At 66.6% G+C, this 18,364-nt stretch carries 10 protein-coding genes; 6 read left to right on the forward strand and 4 right to left on the reverse strand.

Annotation, left to right across the window (positions count from 1 at the left end):
* Positions 1 to 40 precede the first annotated feature (40 nt).
* The 3 genes from FA90_RS12285 to FA90_RS12295 form a co-directional block, all read right to left on the reverse strand.
* A complete protein-coding gene (locus tag FA90_RS12285; RefSeq protein ID WP_036169093.1) occupies positions 41 to 1,663 on the reverse strand; it encodes a methyl-accepting chemotaxis protein in 1,623 nt (540 codons plus the stop codon).
* A 358-nt stretch (positions 1,664 to 2,021) separates the two neighbouring features.
* Positions 2,022 to 2,513 carry a DUF1854 domain-containing protein gene (locus FA90_RS12290; RefSeq protein WP_036169095.1) on the reverse strand — a complete coding sequence of 164 codons (492 nt, stop codon included), beginning with the start codon at positions 2,511 to 2,513 and terminating at the stop codon, positions 2,022 to 2,024.
* A gap of 3 nt (positions 2,514 to 2,516) precedes the next feature.
* The gene (locus FA90_RS12295) at positions 2,517 to 4,799 is read right to left on the reverse strand and encodes an ABC transporter ATP-binding protein (RefSeq protein WP_081933816.1); all 2,283 of its coding nucleotides are present in this window, start codon (positions 4,797 to 4,799) and stop codon (positions 2,517 to 2,519) included.
* A gap of 395 nt (positions 4,800 to 5,194) precedes the next feature.
* Between FA90_RS12295 and cphA (FA90_RS12300) the strand changes: the two genes are divergently transcribed.
* The 4 genes from cphA (FA90_RS12300) to FA90_RS12315 all read left to right on the forward strand — a co-directional run bounded on the left by cphA (FA90_RS12300) (position 5,195) and on the right by FA90_RS12315 (position 12,688).
* Positions 5,195 to 7,402 (forward strand): cyanophycin synthetase, encoded by a 2,208-nt coding sequence (cphA, locus tag FA90_RS12300; RefSeq protein ID WP_036169097.1) that lies wholly within the window; start codon positions 5,195 to 5,197, stop codon positions 7,400 to 7,402.
* A 115-nt stretch (positions 7,403 to 7,517) separates the two neighbouring features.
* Positions 7,518 to 10,094, forward strand: coding sequence for a cyanophycin synthetase (gene cphA, locus FA90_RS12305; protein ID WP_036169099.1), 2,577 nt, complete (start codon positions 7,518 to 7,520; stop codon positions 10,092 to 10,094).
* Positions 10,095 to 10,278: 184 nt separating this feature from the next.
* Positions 10,279 to 10,680 carry a hypothetical protein gene (locus FA90_RS12310; protein ID WP_051971737.1) on the forward strand — a complete coding sequence of 134 codons (402 nt, stop codon included), beginning with the start codon at positions 10,279 to 10,281 and terminating at the stop codon, positions 10,678 to 10,680.
* Positions 10,681 to 10,837: 157 nt separating this feature from the next.
* The gene (locus FA90_RS12315) at positions 10,838 to 12,688 is read left to right on the forward strand and encodes a glycosyltransferase 87 family protein (RefSeq protein WP_081933817.1); all 1,851 of its coding nucleotides are present in this window, start codon (positions 10,838 to 10,840) and stop codon (positions 12,686 to 12,688) included.
* A gap of 50 nt (positions 12,689 to 12,738) precedes the next feature.
* On the opposite strand, the gene FA90_RS12320 is transcribed toward FA90_RS12315, so the two are convergent.
* The gene (locus FA90_RS12320) at positions 12,739 to 14,895 is read right to left on the reverse strand and encodes a hybrid sensor histidine kinase/response regulator (RefSeq protein ID WP_036169100.1); all 2,157 of its coding nucleotides are present in this window, start codon (positions 14,893 to 14,895) and stop codon (positions 12,739 to 12,741) included.
* A 273-nt stretch (positions 14,896 to 15,168) separates the two neighbouring features.
* Between FA90_RS12320 and FA90_RS12325 the strand changes: the two genes are divergently transcribed.
* Together FA90_RS12325 and mutS are read left to right on the forward strand one after the other, a co-directional pair.
* Entirely contained in the window at positions 15,169 to 15,477 is a 309-nt protein-coding gene (locus FA90_RS12325) for a hypothetical protein (RefSeq protein WP_036169102.1), read from the forward strand.
* A 177-nt stretch (positions 15,478 to 15,654) separates the two neighbouring features.
* Positions 15,655 to 18,363 carry a DNA mismatch repair protein MutS gene (gene mutS / locus FA90_RS12330; protein ID WP_036169104.1) on the forward strand — a complete coding sequence of 903 codons (2,709 nt, stop codon included), beginning with the start codon at positions 15,655 to 15,657 and terminating at the stop codon, positions 18,361 to 18,363.
* The last annotated feature ends 1 nt before the right edge of the window (position 18,364 follow it).

The following is an 18,364-nucleotide window of genomic DNA, read 5'->3' on the forward strand; positions in this document are numbered from 1 at the left end:
GCCGCACGCGCGCACGTACCCGCACGCGCGCGCGGCCGGCTCAATGCCGCGCCAGCAGGCGTTCCGGGCGAGCGCCGGCCTGCAGGGGCGCCGCCGCGCGTTGGCGTCCGGCAGCCGCCTCGAGCTTGAACACGCCGACCACCTCCGCCAGCGCCGCGGCCTGCTGCTGCATTTCCTGGGCCGCGGCCGAGGCCTCCTCGACCAGCGCGGTATTCTGCTGGGTCATGCCGTCCATGGCGCCGATCGAGGTGTTGACCTGCTCGATGCCGGCCGTCTGTTCGAGGCTGGCGCTGCTGATCTCGGCCATGATGCCGGTCACGCGGCCGACACTCTCGACCACCTTGCGCATGGTGTCGCCGGCCTGCTCGACCAGACGGGCACCGGTGTCGACGCGGTCGACCGAATCGACGATCAGGCCCTTGATCTCCTTCGCCGCGGCCGCCGAGCGCTGGGCCAGGTTGCGCACTTCGCTCGCCACCACGGCGAAGCCGCGTCCCTGCTCGCCGGCGCGTGCGGCTTCCACCGCCGCGTTCAGGGCCAGGATATTGGTCTGGAAAGCGATGCCGTCGATGACCGCGATGATGTCGACGATTTTCTTCGACGAGTCGTTGATCGAACCCATGGTCCGCACCACGTCTTCGACCACGCGGCCGCCTTCGCACGACACTTCCGACGCGGTCTGGGCGAGCAGGTTGGCCTGGGTCGCGTTGTCGGCATTCTGGCGCACGGTCGAGGTCAGCTCTTCCATCGCCGACGCGACCGCTTCCAGCGCGCCGGCCTGCTGCTCGGTGCGCCGTGCGAGATCCTCGCTGCCGCTGGCGATGTCGCTCGATGCATGGGTGATCGAGTCGGTGCCGCTGCGCACCTGGCCGACGATGGCGGCCAGCTTGTCGCGCATCGAGCGGATCGAATACAGCAGGCTGGACTCGTCGCCGCTGCGGGTGTCGACATCGATCGCCAGTTCGCCGTGGGCGATGCGGTCGGCGATGTCGGCCGCGTAGGCCGGCTCGCCGCCCAGCTGGCGCAGCAGGCTGCGCGTGATCGCCCAGCCGATGGCCATGCACAGCACGAAGGCGAATCCGGTGACCAGGGCGACCTCCACGATCGATTGCGAGAACACGGTATCGGCAAGCGTGACGGCGCCCGCGCTTTCGGCCTGCTCGGCTTTGACCAGCACGGCGATCTCGTCCACGATGCGGCGGCGCAACGGGCTGCATTCGTTCATGAGGAACTGGCCGTAAGCGTTCATGTCGCCAGCATCGCGGTACTTGCGCGGACGATCGAGCTCGTGCGCCATCTTCAGCATGTCGGCCCGCATCTGTTCGAACTGGGGGTTGCCGGCAAAGCGCGGCGCGAGCTGCTCGAGCTGGGCCAGGTACAGGCTGCGCTGCTGGTCGAGGATGTCCAGCTCGTGCACGGCCGCTGCGGCGTCGGTGAAGATGAAGGCGTTGCGAGCCGCCAGGCCGGTCTGGTCGAGCGCTTCGCGCGCGACGTACAGCGGATCGAGGCGCTCGATCTGCACGTGTTCCATGCGCTCGACGGCATTCGACATCGCGCCCATCCGCCACAGCGAGACAGTGGCGAGCACGAGCATCAAGGCGACCAGGGCGCCAAAGCCGAGACTGAGTTTGGTACGGATCTTCAGGTTTTCGAAAGAGAACATGGCGGATGGCTCAATGAATTGATTTGAAGAAATCATATCGGTAACTGCGCGTATCAAAAAGCAGCTTGAAGTCGAGTTGCCGATTTTTCCGTTTTTGTCGCTTCCTGCGTTGCCTATCGACAACAGCGGCGTCAAATTCATTGTGTTCGCCGGGGCGCCGCGCTCGACGAGCCAGGGGCCGCGTGTGTGGCCCTCATATCCCTCAATTCTTGACGAAACTGTAAATACCTGCAGACAAATACAATACGACCGAAAGTCACCGCCAACGCCACTTGACTGGGCACGGCTTCGCGCCGACACCGCGTAAACAACGGCGGGCGGCTCTAGGCCGCCCGCACCGGCAATAGCAAATGCGTGATTACAGGAAGCGGTCGAGAATCTTGCGGCTGCCCTTGTCGATTGCAAACATGTCGCGGATCAGGAACTGGATGCCGTGGCTGTCCGTCACCAGCAGCGAGAAGGCGCCCAGGCGGCGGATGTCTTCCTCGGCCTTGAGCACGAACTCGGTGTCGCCGCGGTCGGTCGCCACCGTCCAGGTGGTCGGCGTGGCGAAACTCGACACCGACTTGATCTGCAAGACCTCGGGCATGAATTCGCGCCCATCGAGTTCCTCGGTGACCAGTGAACGGATCTCGGCCGGCATGGCTTCCAGGTCTTCGATCCAGGCCACTTCCTTGCCGCCGTCGCGCACCAGCGAGATGCCGCGCATCGGCGCCTGGACCGGGAAGGAGCGTACCGGCGCCACCCCGACGAATTCCTCGCCGTCGGCATTGGTCAGCACCAGCTTGCCGAAGGCGTCACGCCGCAGTCGAAACTCGGGTTGAAACTGAGTATTGAACGAAATAGTCATGGGTCACTCTTCCTCGCCGCCATCCGGGTCCTGGTCGACGTTGCGCGCCTGCGCTTCGTACAAGCGGTAGTAGGCGCCTTCCTTGGCCATCAGCGCGTCGTGGCTGCCCTCTTCCACCACTTCGCCGCGGTCGAGCACGACCAGGCGGTCGGCGCGGTGCAGCGTCGACAGGCGGTGCGCGATCGCGATGGTCGTACGGCCCTGCACCAGATTGTCGAGGGCCTTCTGGATTTCCTTTTCGGTTTCCGAGTCCACCGACGAGGTCGCTTCGTCGAGGATCAGGATCGGCGGGTCGATCAGCAGCGCGCGCGCGATCGAGATGCGCTGGCGCTCGCCACCCGACAGGCCCTGGCCGCGCTCGCCGACCATCGAATCGTAGCCTTGCGGCAGGCGCAGGATGAACTCGTGCGCGTGCGCGGCGCGCGCGGAGGCGATGATGTCTTCGCGCGTCGCGTCCGGCTTGCCGTAGGCGATGTTCTCGGCGATCGTGCCGAAGAACAGGAAAGGCTCCTGCAGCACCAGGCCGATGTGGCGGCGGTAATCGGCCACCGCGAACGAACGGATGTCCTTGCTGTCGAGCAGGATCGCGCCTTCCGAGACGTCGTAGAAACGGCAGATCAGGTTGACCAGCGTCGATTTGCCGGAACCCGAATGACCGACCAGGCCGACCATTTCGCCGGCCTTGATGTTCAGCGAAATGCCGCGGTTGACCGCGCGGTTGCCGTAGCGGAAACCGACCTGGCGCAATTCGATGTTGCCGTCGACCTTGTCCAGCCTGGCGGGATTGACCGGGTCCGGCACGCTCGAAACGTGGTCCAGGATGTCGAAGATGCGCTTGGCGGCCGAGGCCGACTTTTGCGTGACCGAGACGATGCGGCTCATCGAATCGAGGCGCGTGTAGAAGCGGCCGCTGTAGGCGATGAACGAGGTCAGCGTACCGGTCGTGGTCTCGCCGCGGCTGACCTGCCAGATGCCGAAGCACCAGATCACCAGCAGGCCGATTTCGGTCAGGAAGGAGACGGTCGGCGAGAACAGCGACCACACCTTGTTCAGCTTGTCGTTGACGTCGAGGTTGTGCTTGTTGGCGGCGCGGAAACGCTGCGCTTCGCGCTTTTCCTGTGCAAACGCCTTCACCACGCGGATGCCGGGAATCGTATCGGCCAGCACGTTGGTGACTTCGCCCCAGACACGGTCAATCTTCTCGAAGCCGGTACGCAGCTTGTCGCGCACGACGTGGATCATCCAGGCGATGAAGGGCAGCGGCAGCAGCGTGATCGCGGCCAGCTCGGCGTTCATCGAGAACAGGATCACGCCCGTCATGATGATCATCAGGCAGTCCGACAGGAAGTCGAGCAGGTGCAGCGACAGGAACACGCAGATGCGGTCCGAGCCGCTGCCGATCCGGCTCATCAGGTCGCCGGTACGCTTGCCGCCAAAAAATTCCAGCGACAGGCGCAACAGGTGCTCGTAGGTTTCCGAGCGCATGTCGGCGCCCATCCGTTCCGAGACGATGGCCAGGATGTAGGTGCGCCACCAGCCCAGCGCCCAGGCCAGCACCGAGGATGCCAGCAGGCCGGCCATGTATTTGTAGACCAGGCCGGTGTCGACCTGGTGGCCGGTCTGGTAGGGAATCAGGACGTTGTCGGTCAGCGGCTGGGTCAGGTACGGCGGGATCATGTGTGCGCCGGTACTTGCGAACATCAGCAAGAATCCGAGGAACAACTGGCCTTTGTAAGGCTTGGCGAAACGCCATAAACGGAACAGGGTCCAGGTCGACGGCGGCGTATGCAGCACCTTGGTGCAGATCGGGCAATCGTCCTGGTCCGCTTCGAGCGGCGCCTTGCAGCTCGGGCAAGTGTGCTGTTCGGGCGGCTGGACGGCCTTGCCCGAGACGTGGCTTTCGACCTGGTCGTGGAACCCGTCGACCACGCGGATCGCGTGCAGGTTCTGGCCGAGCGTAAAGCGCCAGGCTTTGATCAGGCCGTGGTCGTCGACCAGTTCGAGGTGGCCGACACCGGCGTGGTCGTAGTGGCGCAGCTGCAGGCCGGCCCGGTAAGGCCAGTCCTGCCAGGTGGTTTCGCCGGGCGCGCGCGCGAGCAGGCGGCGGTCGGTGACGACCAGCAGGCCCTTGGTGAAGCGTAATTTCGCATCGAGGTCAACCTCGACGCTGGTTAAAACGTTTTCCCCGGGCGCAAGCTTTTTCTCGACGTCCGCCTGCCAGTGCTCAGGCAGGAAACTGGCGGCGACCGCCAGCGGTACGGGGGGAACAAGTTGTTGAGTTGTCATGGTCTTGCCGCGTTGTGCGGCTGGGTTTCCGTCTATTAGTAATGATTGGGAATCGCGCCGCAATCGGCAGATCAGAACGATGGAACGTTGCGAGGGGGTTTGCCGTTGACAAGCGACTCGTCCGGAAGCCAAAAAACCGGAAAATCCGGTAGAGTTCGGCTGAAAGATTGGCTGCAGGTTTTTCGGAGTTCCGGCTGGAGCGTTGCGGTATGCTATCTGGGCACGAGACTGGCAGAAATCGGTTTGGCACGGTAAGCTTCGTTTCGGCAAGTATACAACATGTGCGCCGCAGAAAAAAACGGGGGCGTCGCCAGGACGGCGGCGTGCGGCGCGGCGCACAAACATAGGCAAAGCGGCGCAGTGAGTGAGCGGACACTGCGTGGCAAGAAATTTTCATGACAAATAAGAAAGACATCGAAATTCTTCGTGTAACCCACCTGCGTGGACCGAACATCTGGACGTACCGCCCCGTCATCGAAGCCTGGCTCGACATCGGCGAACTCGAAGAATTTCCCTCGAATACCCTCCCCGGCCTGTACGAGCGCCTGACCGGCTGGCTGCCCGGCCTGGTCGAGCACCGCTGCGGCGTCGGCGAGCGCGGCGGCTTCCTCGAGCGCCTGCGCGACGGCACCTGGGCCGGCCACATCCTCGAGCACGTCGTGCTCGAAGTGCAGAACATGGCCGGCATGAAGACCGGCTTCGGCAAGACCCGCTCCACGGCCGACCGCGGCATCTACAAGATGGCGTTCCGCACGCGCGACGAGATCGTCGGCCGCGCCGCCCTGCAGGCCGGCCACGCGCTGCTGCTGGCGGCGATCAACGACACGCCGTTCGACCTGAAGGCCAGCGTGGCCGAGCTGACCGAGCTGGTCGACCGCTACTGCCTCGGTCCCTCGACCGCCAGCATCGTCGATGCCGCCACCGAGCGCCGCATCCCCTCGATCCGCCTCACCGAGGGCAACCTGGTGCAGTTCGGCCACGGCGCCGCCCAGCGCCGCATCTGGACCGCCGAGACCGACCGCACCAGCGCGATCGGCGAATCGATCGCCAGCGACAAGGACCTGACCAAGACCCTGCTGGCCTCGTGCGGCGTGCCGGTCCCGGAAGGCGCCATCGTGCGCAATCCGGCCGACGCCTGGGAAGAGGCGCAGGACATCGGCCTGCCGGTCGCCATCAAGCCGGTCGACGGCAACCACGGGCGCGGCGTCTCGCTCAACCTGATGAACGAAGCCGACGTCCACGCGGCCTATGCGATCGCCTCCGAAGAAGGCGATTCCAGCGCGGTGCTGGTCGAGCGCTTCGTGCCCGGCAACGAGCACCGCCTGCTGGTGGTCGGCCAGAAAGTCGTGGCCGCGGCCAAGGGCGAGTCGCTGTGGGTGACCGGCGACGGCGCGTCGACCATCGTCGGGCTGTGCGACAGCCAGATCAACGTCGACCCGCGCCGCGGCGAGAGCGAAGAACATCCGCTCAGCCTGGTCAAACCGCAGGAGAGCGACGAGATCAAGCTCGACCTCAAGCGCCAGGGCTTCACGCCCGAGTCCGTGCCGCAGGCCGGCCAGAAAGTGCTGATCCAGTTGAACGGCAACGTCGCCGACGACGTCACCGACCAGGTGCACCCGGACGTGGCCTACATGGCCGCGCTGGCGGCGCGCGTGGTCGGCCTGGACATCGCCGGCATCGACCTGGTGTGCGAAGACATCGCGCGTCCGCTCGAAGAACAGCGCGGCGCCATCATCGAAGTCAACGCCAGCCCGGGCCTGCTGGCCCACATCAAGCCGGCCCAGGGCCAGCCGCGTGCGGTCGGCCAGGCCATCGTCGAGCACCTGTTCGCGGACGCCGCCGACGCCACCGGCCGCATCCCGCTGGTCGGCGTGACCGGCACCTCGCCGGAAGCGGCGCTGGTCACGCGCCTGGTCGGCACCGTGCTGAACCACTCCGGCAAGCACGTCGGCGTGGCCAACCGCGACGGCCTGTTCCTCGACGGCCGCCGCGTCACGGCCAAGGACGGCACCCGTTTCGACGCCGGCCAGCGCCTGCTGATCAACCGCACCGTGCAGGCCGCCGTGTTCGAATCGAACGCGCGCACCATCCTGCTCGAAGGCCTGCCCTACGACCGCTGCCTGGTCGGCATCGTGACCGACATGGGCAAGGTCGCCGAGGTCGAAGACCTGTACGTGCGCGACGACGACGCCCTGTTCAACGTGGTGCGCAGCCAGGTCGACGTGGTGCTGTCCGATGGCGCCGCCGTGCTCAACGCCGAAGATGCGCAAGTGGTCGAGCTGGCCGGCCTGTCCGACGGCGCCGTGATCTTCTACGCGCTGGAGGAGAACAACGCGGTCCTGCAGCAGCACCGCGCGGCCGGCAAGCGCGTGGTGTTCCTGCGCGACCAGCACATCGTGATGGCCGCGGGCAGCGAGGAAGCGCCGCTGCTGGGCCTGGCCAAGATCAAGCCGGCCACCGTCAAGCACCCGGCGGCGCTGCTGGCCGCGGCCGCCGCCAGCTGGGCGCTGGACGTGCCGACCGACCTGATCTGCGCCGGCCTGCGCACCCACGACGCGGCCGCGCAGGCGCAGGCGCCCGCGCGCGCGAAGGCCGCGGTGTAACGGACAGCGACACGGTAACGACGACACAACGATAACGAGGGCCCGGCACGACCGGGCCCATGCGCCGCGCAACAGCAGCGGCGCCCGCGAGAGAATACAAAAGGATCGAAGGTTTATGGAAGTATCACGCGTACGGGCCCTGCGCGGGCCCAACCTCTGGAGCCATCACACCTCGGTGGAGGCGATCGTGTCCTGCACGCCGGAGGAAGAGTCGATCGGCGCGCTGGCCGGGTTCGAGCCGCGCCTGCGCGCGCTGTTCCCGCAGCTCGGCCCGCTGCAGCCGACCGGCCACGACGACACCGTCCCGCTGGCCCAGGTGCTGGAAGTGGCGGCCCTGGCCCTGCAGGCCCAGGCCGGCTGCCCGGTCACCTTCAGCCGCACCACCGCCACGCTCGAGCGCGGCATCTACCAGGTGGTGGTCGAATACAGCGAGGAAGACGTCGGCCGCCTGGCGCTGGAACTGGCCGAACAGCTGATCGCCGCCGCACGCCAGGACCAGCCGTTCGACCTGGAAGGCGCGCTGGCCCAGCTGCGCGACCTCGACGAGGACGTGCGCCTCGGCCCCTCCACCGGCTCGATCGTCTACGCCGCCGTGGCGCGCGGCATCCCGTTCCGCCGCTTGACCGAAGGCAGCCTGGTGCAGTTCGGCTGGGGCAGCAAGCAGCGCCGCATCCAGGCCGCCGAGATCGACGCCACCGGCGCCATCGCCGAGACCATCGCCCAGGACAAGGAACTGACCAAGAAGCTGCTCGACGCGGCCGGCGTGCCGGTGCCGCTGGGCCGCACCGTGACCGACCCGGACGACGCCTGGGAAGCCGCACTGGACATCGGCCTGCCGGTCGTAATCAAGCCGCGAGACGGCAACCAGGGCAAGGGCGTGACCGTCAACGTGACCACGCGCGAGCAGCTGAGCGCGGGCTATCTCGCCGCCTCGGAATTCCGCGACGACATCATGGTCGAGAAGTACCTGCCGGGCCACGACTACCGCCTGCTGGTGGTCGGCGACAAGCTGGTCGCCGCCGCCCGGCGCGACCCGCCGCACGTGGTCGGCGACGGCAAGAGCACGGTGCGCCAGCTGGTCGACACCGTCAACCTCGACCCGCGCCGCGGCTCCGGCCACGCCACCTCGCTCACCAAGATCCGCTTCGACGACATCGCGCTGGCGTCGCTCGCCAAGCAGGACATGGATGCCGACTCGGTCGCGCCGAAAGGCAAGCGCGTCACGCTGCGCAACAACGCCAACCTCTCGACCGGCGGCTCGGCCACCGACGTCACCGACGACGTCCATCCGGAAGTCGCCGCGCGCGCGATCGCGGCCGCGCAGATGGTCGGCCTGGACATCTGCGGCGTCGACCTGGTGTGCGACAGCGTGCTCAAACCGATAGAAGACCAGGGCGGCGGCATCGTCGAGGTCAACGCGGCGCCCGGCCTGCGCATGCACATCTCGCCCTCGTTCGGCAAAGGCCGCGCGGTCGGCGAAGCGATCATGGACACCCTGTACGCCCCGGGCGACGACGGCCGCATCCCGGTCGTGGCCGTGACCGGCACCAACGGCAAGACCACCACCGTGCGCCTGATCGCGCACCTGCTGGCCAGCTCGGGCCTGCGCACCGGCATGACCAACACCGACGGCGTATACATCCAGGGCCGCCGCATCGACAGCGGCGACTGCAGCGGTCCGCGCAGCGCGCGCAACGTGCTGCTGCACCCGGACGTCGACGCGGCCGTGTTCGAGACCGCGCGCGGCGGCATCCTGCGCGAAGGCCTGGCCTTCGACCGCTGCGAGGTCGGCGTGGTCACCAACATCGGCTCGGGCGACCACCTCGGCCTGAACTACATCACCACGCTGGAAGACCTGGCGGTACTGAAACGCGTGATCGTCCAGAACGTGGCGCCGACCGGCATGGCGGTGCTCAACGCCGCCGACCCGATCGTGGCCGGCATGGCCGAGAACACGCGCGGCGACATCACCTACTTCGCCCAGGATTGCTCGCTGCCGCTGATGCAGAAGCACCGCGCACGCGGCCGCCGCATCGTCTACGTCGACAACGGCGACCTGGTCTGCGCCCAGGGCAAGACCGAGCAACGCGTCGCGCTGGCGGAAGTGCCGATCACGCGCGGCGGCATCATCGGCTTCCAAGTCGAGAACACGATGGCCGCGGTGGCGGCGGCGTGGGCGGTCGGGATCTCCTGGGATGCGATCCGCCTCGGCCTGAAGACCTTCGTCGGCGAAAGCGACAACGCGCCGGGCCGCTTCAACGTGTTCGACTACAAGGGCGCGACCGTGATCGCCGACTACGGCCACAACCCGGACGCGATCCAGGCGCTGGTCAACGCGGTCGAGTCAATGCCGGCCAAGCGCCGCTCGGTCGTGATCTCCGGTGCGGGCGACCGCCGCGACGAGGACATCCGCGACCAGACCCGTATCCTCGGCAAGGCTTTCGATGACGTGCTGCTGTACGAAGACCAGTGCCAGCGCGGGCGTTCCGAGGGCGAAGTCGTCGCCCTGCTGCGCCAGGGTTTGATCGATGCGACCCGCACCAGCCACGTCGACGAGATCAAGGGCGAGTTCGTCGCCATCGACACGGCGCTGGCGCGCTTGCAGCCGGGCGACCTGTCCCTGATCCTGATCGACCAGGTCGACGAGGCGCTGGCTCACATCGCCAGGCGCGTCGGCGAAGCGCAGGCGTGACCGGGCGCGCATAAGGACGTATGCCAGCGCTGCGGCGCCGGAGACGAACGGGCGCTGCGGCGCCCGTTTGTTTTAATGTGTACGCTCGGTCCGGTGTCGGTTAGTTGCGAATATCGCTGACGCAACGCAAGCGAGGCACGTTACGTTAGCCACCGCACGGGGCTGCCGCGCGCGATCGCATACCATGTCAGGTCACGGCGACCATCAGGACGGTAACCATCATGCCCACCGACAAGGACACCCGGCAAGACGAAGGCACGCCGCGCCGGCCCTCACGTTCTCGCAACTGCTGTACCGCTTCCTGTTCTTCGACTGGCTGTTCCGCGACGTCAGCAGCACGCGCACCCTGCTCGAGCGCCACGCCGCGCGCCAGCACAACCGCAAGATGAGCTGCTACCTGCCGGTCTACCTGCGCCGCTGGTCCTTCCTCACCGCCTTCGATTTCGGCCTCGGCCTGCTGTTCGAGAAAGTGCTGCAGGCCGGCGTGCTGTCGGCCTGGTTTTTCACCTGGTCGTGCGTGACCTTTACGGGCCTGATCGTGATCAGCGTGGCCTGGCTCATCCTGGCATACACGCGAATTCCGTAAACGCACTTGGGCAGTTGCTTAGTAATGTCTTCCAAGCAACTGATATAATGAGTCGTCAGCGACCAAACCTGCGGTTTCGCCGGCCGGCCATCCCGCTCCGTCGGTTCCGCCATCCAGATAGAGCCTTAGCTCATTCCCTTCATACATCAACGTAGCGATGCGTTTCCTGAAAATCCGACTTACCGCCTTTGAAGCCTGGCTAGACCGTCGAACGGCTTTGCTGAACCACTTACCGAATGCAAAACGAGCCGCCCTGCTCGCTCCAGTGCTGTTCGGTCTGTTTTCCGTCTGGATGGGCCAGGACATCAATTGGGACATGCAAAATTACCACTGGTATAACGCATACGCCCTGTTCAACGGCCGCCTGGATATCGATATCGCACCTGGCCAGTTCCAGAGCTATTTCAATCCGACGATCGATATCCTGTATTGGCTGATGAATCAGGCCTTGCCGCCGCCCATCGTCGGCTTTGTCATGGGCTTTCTGCATGGGTTGAATTTCCTGCTGCTGTTCGCCATCGCGCGTCAGTTGTTCGGCAGCGCGGGCACGAGCCGCCTGCCCCTGTTCCTGGCGGCGGCCGGCGTCTGCAGCGCAGGCTTCCTGTCCGAGTTGGGCAATACGATGGGGGACAATACGACGGCGTTGCTGGTGCTGTCATCCTTGTTGCTGGTCTTGCGAAAATGGCAGGGTTTGCAGAGCGGGTCCCGCGCTGCAGTCGGCATGCCGTTCCTCGCAGGCATCCTGATGGGGGTGGGGGCCGGCCTGAAACTGACCAACGCATGCTACGCCGTGGCCCTGACGCTCGCCTTGCTGTCCTTGCCGATCAACGTCGGCCGGCGCCTGACGGCGTCCATGGTGTACGGGTGCGGGGTAGTGGCGGGACTGGTCGCCTCGGCCGGCTATTGGTGGTCGATCATGTGGCGCCATTTTGGCAGCCCGCTGTTTCCTCAATTTAACAGTATCTTCCGCAGCCCATTCGCGACGCAAGTCGGCGTGGTCGATACCGTCCACCTTCCACACGGCCTGCTCGAATCGCTTTTCTGGCCCTTCATTTTTTTGGCGGACTACAAGCGCGTGGGCGAAATTCCCACCCGCCCTGTCCTGATGGCCGCGTTGTACGCCATCGCCATCGTCTTCGCCGCCACCTGGCTGGTGAAACGCTTCAACCGTCCACTCCAGCGCGTGTCCGTGCCGATGGCGCCGCAAGCCCGCTTCGTCCTTTTGTTCGGTCTGGTCGCCTACCTGGTCTGGATGAAACTGTTCAGCATTTACCGCTACCTGGTGCCGCTGGAATTGCTGGCGCCATTGATGCTGTGGCTACTGATCGAACGCATCGTCGTGCGCCGCCACGCCGCGCGTATCGGCGCCTGGCTGATTGCCACGACCGCCTTGGCCGCGTTTCCCATCATGTCCTGGGGCCATGCGAACTGGACGCATGCCGGATTCAGCGCGCAATTTCCCACGTTCGAACGGCCTTCGGCGACGATTGTCTTCACCGCCCATGGCGATCCACCGATGGGCTGGCTGGCGACCTTCGTGCCACCCGAGGTGCGTGTCATCGGGCTCGGACTGGGCGTACCGCTCGCGCCGGCCTGGGTCGACCGCATCCAAGCTGCCATCGCCGCCCGTCCGGGTCCGCATTACGTGATGGTGGCCACCGCCAAGAACGAAAAGGAAGGCGGCTTGCAGCGCAAGCTGGCGGTGGCGAATGCGCTCGGCCTGACCGCCGACGCCTCCAGCTGCGCGCGCCTGGACCGCCTGCTGCACCGGGTGCGCTTCCAGGTGCAGGTCAAGTTCGCGCCCGAGGCCGGGCACGCCTGCACGCTCGAGCTGCAGCCGCAGTACCGGGTCGACCTGGCGGCGCGCGACGCCGCGATCCTGCAGACCGCCCAGGCGAATCTGGCGGCCTTCGGCTTGCAGGCCGATGCCGCCGCTTGCCGCCGGTACCCCGCGGCGATCGGAACCGAAGCCTTCCCGTTCCGCTTGTGCCCGGTCAGCCGTCAATAAGCGGCTGTCAACGAGCCTGGCGCCGATAAGCTTTCGAAGCACGGCGCCGGTCAGGCCGGCTGCAGCGCGCTCAAGTGCCTGGCCAGCAGCGCATACAAGCCGGCGCGGTCGATCGGCTTGGCCAGGCAGGCGTCGAAACCGGCTTCCAGGTAGCGCTTGCGCTCGGCATGCAGCACGTTGGCGGTCAGCGCGATCGCCGGGCGCGTCCACCCGCGCGCGCGCAGGCGGTGCAGCGCGCTGACGCCATCCAGGCGCGGCATCTGGATGTCCATCAGGATCAGGTCCGGTGCGCTCGACTCGGCCAGGCGCACGCCCTCCTCGCCGTCCTCGGCATGGATCACCTCCAGGCCGCAGCCCTGCAGCAGGGCGCCGATCAGCAGCCGGTTATCCATCCCGTCCTCGACCAGCAGCACGCGCCCCGACAACTGCGGCGGCGCGGCTACGCGTTCGATCGCGCCGACCGACGGCACCCGCAGCAGCGTGGCGCCGTGCGCCAGCGGGGCGTGCACCGCCACCGTCATCGTGGTGCCCTGGCCGAGCGTGCTGTCGACGCCGACCGTGCCACCCATCGCCGCGGCGAGGCGCTGCACCAGGTGCAAGCCCAGGCCGGTGCCGCCGAAGCGCCGCATCACGCTGCTGTCGGCCTGCTCGAACGGCTTGAACAGGCGTTCGACCTGGTCCGGCGACATGCCGATGCCGCTGTCGCGCACCGTGCAGACCAGCATGGCGTCCTCGCCGCGGTAAGCCAGGTGCACGCTGACGGCGCCGCGCTCGGTGAACTTGACCGCGTTCGACACCAGGTTGAGCAGGATCTGGCGCCAGCGCGTCGGGTCGCCCAGCGCGGCGCTCGGCAAGGGGCCGTCGAAGTGCAGCCCGAGCCCGATGCCGCGCGCCTCGGCCTGGCCCTGCAGCGACGAGACCGCCGCCGCCGCCGCGTCGCTGGGCGCGAACGGCACCTGTTCGAGGACCAGCTTGCCGGACTCGATCTTCGACATGTCGAGGATGTCATTGATCAGCGACAGCAGGTGCTGGCCGTTGCGCACGATGATCGCGCTGAACTCGGCGCTTTCCGGGTCGGTGCTGGCGCGCTGCAGGAACTCGGCGAAGCCGATCACGGCGGTCAGCGGCGTGCGGATCTCGTGGCTCATCATGGCCAGGAAGTCGCTCTTGGCGCGGTTGGCGGCGTCGGCCTCGGCCTTCAGGCGCGCCTGCTCCTCCAGCGCGTGGTCATGCTTGCGCATCGAATGCAGCAGTCCGCTCAGCGCCGCGCACACCGCCAGCAGGCAGGCCAGGCCAGCCCCGGCCAGCTGCCAGGCATACTCGCGCCACTGGCGCAGGTACAGCGACTCGGTCACGCACACGGCGACCATCAACGGGTATTGCGGAATCACGCGCGCCGCGCCGATGCGCTTGTCGCTCACCTCCTGCAACTCGCGCCGCGGGCCCTCCATGAACGTCACGCCGTGGTCCAGCTTGCGCCGTCCGAGCACTTCGTAGGCCACGCCGCTGTTGTTGACCATGCCCATCGTGTTGTCGATGTGGGGCCAGCGCGCCATGACGGTGAAGTCGCTGCGGTACAGCGTCACGCTGGCTTCCTTGCCGAGGTTGATCTTGCTGTAGCCCTCGCTGATCCGCAGTGGCGACAGCCCGACCATCACCACGCCGAGGAAACGGCCGTCCGGCGCTTCGATGCGCCGCGTCAGGTAGAACGTCCACTCGTTGTTGCTCTTGTTGCGCACCGGCTTGCTGACGTACAGGCCACGGCTGGCGGAATCGCGCTGGGCCACGAAGAAATCGCGCTCGGCCAGGTTCAACTGCGGCGTCGGAAAACGGCGCGTGATGTTGACCACGTCGCCATCCTCGTCGAGTACGGTGGCGACGTCGATGTCGGGCACGGCCCGCTTGCGGTCGACCAGGCGCTGGAATTCGGCCGCGCCGGACAGCCGTTCGCGCAGCTCGTCGCGGTTGCTGACTTCCAGCATGCGGATGCGCTCGAGCATGCCTTCCAACACCAGGTTGGCCGCCTGCATCTGGTGTGCAGTCTGTTCGGCCAGCAGCAGCGAGGTGTTGTCGAGCTGACTGGACCATTCCTGCTCTTCGCTTTCACGCGCGTGGTACACGGAATACGAAAAAGCAGCACAGATTGTGAGCAGCAAGGCGGTGCCGATGGCGACGACGATACGCTGCGAGCGACGCGATTCAGACATGTACTTCCCGATTGAGATCCAGATTCCTTGATGACTTTCACCTTGCGGTGACGCTGAAGCAGACGTTGTTTGGGTCAGCTCATGGATTCTCGGGGAAAAATCAAACTCAGTAAATATGATACACCGACCTTGTTGCGACTTGTTGGAAACTGGCAACAAGTCAGCGCGGGCCAGGTTCAAAATTTGCTTTGCATCATCGTTTTTCTTGACATCAATAAAGTATCCGTGAAGGCAAGCTGGCACGATGCATTCATTCAACTTTTGGAGAACCTCATGACATTCCTATGGCTCGACAACGATGGCTTGCCGCGCCGTCCGCTGCGCCAGCAGCGTTTCGAGCGCCGCATCGACGACCGCACCGCCGCCGACATCGCCGATGCCTTGCGCGCGCGCGGCGTGCAGGCGGCGGCGCTGGCGATGGACCATTTGCAAGTGGACATGGACGTCGCCCTGCGCGTGCTGGCCGGCGCGACTACCCGGCGCGGCTCGCTGATGGGCATGCCGTCGCCGTATTGGCGCCAGCGCGGCGCCGGCCGCAAGCCGCTGGCGATCGGCGTGAAGGCCGAGCTGGCCGAAGCCTGATTTGCGGCGGCCTGGCGCGTCTGTTCGCCCCGGGCCGCTGCGCCGCCATTGATTGTCAATTCCGCCTTGGCGAGCAGGCTGTTGCCAAACAAGCTTTCCGCTCTCCCGGTCGAGTCCTAACGCGGTAAAATGACGGCCCTGGCCACCTTCCCGGCCTGCCGTCCCGATCTTGACCACATGAACGTTCCACGCGAAATCAATCCCGCCGCGGCCAAGGCGCTTGCCACCGCCGAGAAGCACACCCCCATGATGCAACAGTACCTGCGCATCAAGGCGGATTACCCGACGATGCTGGTGTTCTACCGCATGGGCGACTTCTACGAGCTGTTCTTCGAAGATGCGGAAAAGGCGGCGCGCATCCTCGGCATTACACTCACCGCGCGCGGCACGTCGAACGGCAATCCGATCAAGATGGCGGGCGTGCCCTTCCACGCGCTCGACCCCTACCTGGCCAAGCTGGTGAAACTGGGCGAATCGTGCGCGATCTGCGAGCAGATCGGCGACCCGGCGCTGGCCAAGGGCCCGGTCGAGCGCAAGGTGGTGCGCGTGGTCACGCCCGGCACGCTGACCGATTCCGACCTGCTGCCCGAAAAGGCCGAGCGCCCGCTGCTGGCGCTGTGCACCGTGGTCAACCGCAAGCAGGTCACGACCGGCCTGGCCTGGCTGTCGCTGGCCAGCGGCGCATTGAAACTGATGGAATTCGCGGCCGACGCCAAGGCCGCCGCCGTGCGCCTGGTGCAGGAACTCGAGCGCATCGCGCCGGCGGAGGTGCTGCGCGCCGACCTGATCGATGCGGGCGAGGACATGTTCGACACCAATCCGATCGGCCACACCCAGCGCGTGCCCGAGTGGCACTTCGACGTGGTGCATGGCCACAAGTCGCTGCTCGACCAGCTCGGCGTGTCGACCCTGTCCGGCTTCGGCTGCGACGGCCTGGGCGCGGCGTTCGGCGCGGCCGGCGCGCTGCTGCGCTATGCCCAGTCGACCCAGGGCCGCGGCCTGCAGCACGTGAAAAGCCTGGCGGTCGAATCGGAAAGCGAATTCATCGGCCTGGACGCGGCCACCCGCCGTAACCTCGAGCTGACCGAGACCATCCGCGGGTTCGAGTCGCCGACGCTGTTTTCCCTGCTCGATGGCTGCCGCACCGCGATGGGGTCGCGCCTGCTGCGCCACTGGATCCACCACCCGCGGCGCGACCAGCGCGTCGCGCGCGCGCGTCACGAGGCCATCGCCGCGCTGGCGCAGAGCGAGGCGTGCGACGAGTTGTCCAGCACGCTGGCGCACGTGCCCGACGTCGAGCGCATCACCACGCGCATCGCGCTGCTCACCGCGCGTCCGCGCGACCTGGCCAGCCTGCGCGACGGCCTGAAGCAACTGCCCGCCCTGCGCGAGGGGGTGGCGCGTTGCTTCATCCCCGGTGACTCGACGCTGCTGCGCGACATCCACGAGGCGATCGATATCCCGCACGCTTGCCTGGACCTGCTGCAGCGCGCGATCGCCGAGGAACCGGCCGCCATGGTGCGCGACGGCGGCGTGTTCGCGCGCGGCTTCGACGCCGAGCTGGACGAATTGCGCGCGCTGTCCGAGAACGCCGGCCAGTTCCTGGTCGAGCTGGAAGCGCGCGAGCGCGCCCGTACCGGCATCGCCAACCTGCGCGTCGAATTCAACCGCGTGCACGGCTTTTACATCGAGGTCACCAACGGCCAGGCCGACAAGGTGCCCGACGACTACCGCCGCCGCCAGACGCTGAAGAACTGCGAGCGCTACATCACGCCGGAACTCAAGGCCTTCGAAGACAAGGCGCTGTCGGCGCAGGACCGCGCGCTGGCGCGCGAGAAGCTGCTGTACGACCAGCTGCTGGGCGAGCTGGCGCCGCACATCGGGTGCCTGCAACGCGTGGCCGGCGGCATCGCCCAGGTCGACACGCTGGTGGCATTGGGCGCGCATGCGATCCGCCACAACTGGTGCGCGCCGCAACTGGTCGACGCGCCTTGCCTGACCATCACCGAGGGCCGCCATCCGGTGGTCGAAAACCAGATCGAGCGCTTCATCGCCAACGACTGCCGCTTCAGCAACGAACGGCGCCTCTTGCTGATCACCGGCCCGAACATGGGCGGTAAATCGACCTTCATGCGCCAGGTCGCCCTGATCACGCTGCTGGCCTACATCGGCAGCTACGTGCCGGCGCGCCAAGCAACCATCGGCCCGATCGACCGCATCTTCACCCGCATCGGCGCGTCCGACGACCTGGCCGGCGGGCGCTCCACCTTCATGGTCGAGATGACCGAATCGGCGGCGATCCTGAACGGCGCCTCCGAGCATTCGCTGGTGCTGATGGACGAGGTCGGGCGCGGCACCTCCACGTTCGACGGCCTGGCGCTGGCCTGGGCGATCGCGCGCCACCTGATCGAGGCGAGCCGCAGCTTCACGCTGTTCGCGACCCACTATTTCGAGCTGACCCAGCTGCCCGAGACGCACCCGAGCGCGGCCAACGTGCACCTGTCGGCGGTCGAGCACAAGGACAGCATCGTGTTCCTGCACGCGGTGCAGGATGGACCGGCGTCGCAGAGCTACGGCCTGCAGGTGGCGCAGCTGGCCGGCGTGCCTTCGAGCGTGATCCGCGCCGCGCGCAAGCACCTGGCGCGGCTGGAATCGCAGGCGCTGGATGCGACGCCGCAGCTGGACTTGTTCGCGGCGCCCGCTGCCGACGCCGACGTGGACGCCGATGCCGCCCTCACCGCGGCAAGCGCCCCCGAGCCGGCTTTTGTTCCGGCCCCGGCGCTGGCCCTGTTGGACACGATCGACCCGGATGCGCTGACCCCGCGCGAAGCGCTCGAACGCCTGTACGAACTCAAGCGCCTGGCTTCGACGGTCGGACCGGTATAAT

It is taken from the genome of Massilia sp. 9096 (assembly GCF_000745265.1).
GTDB lineage: Bacteria > Pseudomonadota > Gammaproteobacteria > Burkholderiales > Burkholderiaceae_D > Telluria.